We start from the raw sequence: 831 nt of genomic DNA, 5'->3' as shown, positions 1-831 counted from the left end.
CGCATCCTGAAGATCATGGGTCACTCCGGCCTGCAGCGCGTGGAAGTCCCGGAAGCCGAAGCCGGTGACATCGTTTGCGTATCCGGCATGGACGAGCTGTTCATCTCCGACACCCTGTGCGATCCGCAAAACGTCGAAGCCCGTCCGCCGCTGACCGTCGACCAGCCCACCGTGAGCATGACCTTCCAGGTCAACGATTCGCCCTTTGCCGGCCGCGAAGGCAAGTTCGTCACCAGCCGCAACATCAAGGAGCGCCTGGAAAAAGAACTGCTGCACAACGTCGCCCTGCGCGTCGAGGCGGGTGACTCCGCCGAGAAGTTCAAGGTTTCCGGGCGTGGCGAGCTGCACCTCTCGGTACTGATCGAAACCATGCGCCGCGAAGGCTTCGAGCTGGCCGTGGGCCGCCCGGAAGTGGTGATCATCGAGAAGGACGGCGAGAAGCAGGAGCCCTACGAGAACGTCACCATCGATATCGAGGAACAGCATCAGGGTCCGGTGATGGAGCAGATGGGCTTGCGCAAGGGCGACATGACCAACATGATCCCTGACGGCAAGGGGCGTATCCGCCTGGAATACCTGATCCCGGCGCGTGGCCTGATCGGTTTCCGTAACGCCTTCCTGACCATGACCTCGGGCACCGGCATCCTCACTTCGACCTTCGACCACTACGGTCCGGTCAAGGCCGGCGAAGTGGCCCACCGCCAGAACGGTGTGCTGGTCTCCATGGCCACCGGCACCGCGCTGACCTACTCCCTGGAAACCCTGCAGGACCGCGGCAAGCTGTTCCTGTCGCCGGGTGACGAAGTCTACGAAGGCCAGCTGGCCGGCATC

Annotated in this window: 1 protein-coding gene; it reads left to right on the top strand. The window is 63.2% G+C overall.

Features of this window, described 5'->3' with window-relative positions:
* The coding region (locus CFY91_RS15365) for a large ribosomal subunit assembly factor BipA (protein ID WP_480408036.1) at nucleotides 1-831 on the top strand (831 nt) is incomplete at both ends.

It is taken from the genome of Pseudomonas fluvialis (assembly GCF_002234375.1).
GTDB lineage: Bacteria > Pseudomonadota > Gammaproteobacteria > Pseudomonadales > Pseudomonadaceae > Aquipseudomonas > Aquipseudomonas fluvialis.
The sequence above is the reverse complement of the archived record's forward strand: the minus strand, read 5'-3'. Positions and strand labels throughout refer to the sequence as shown.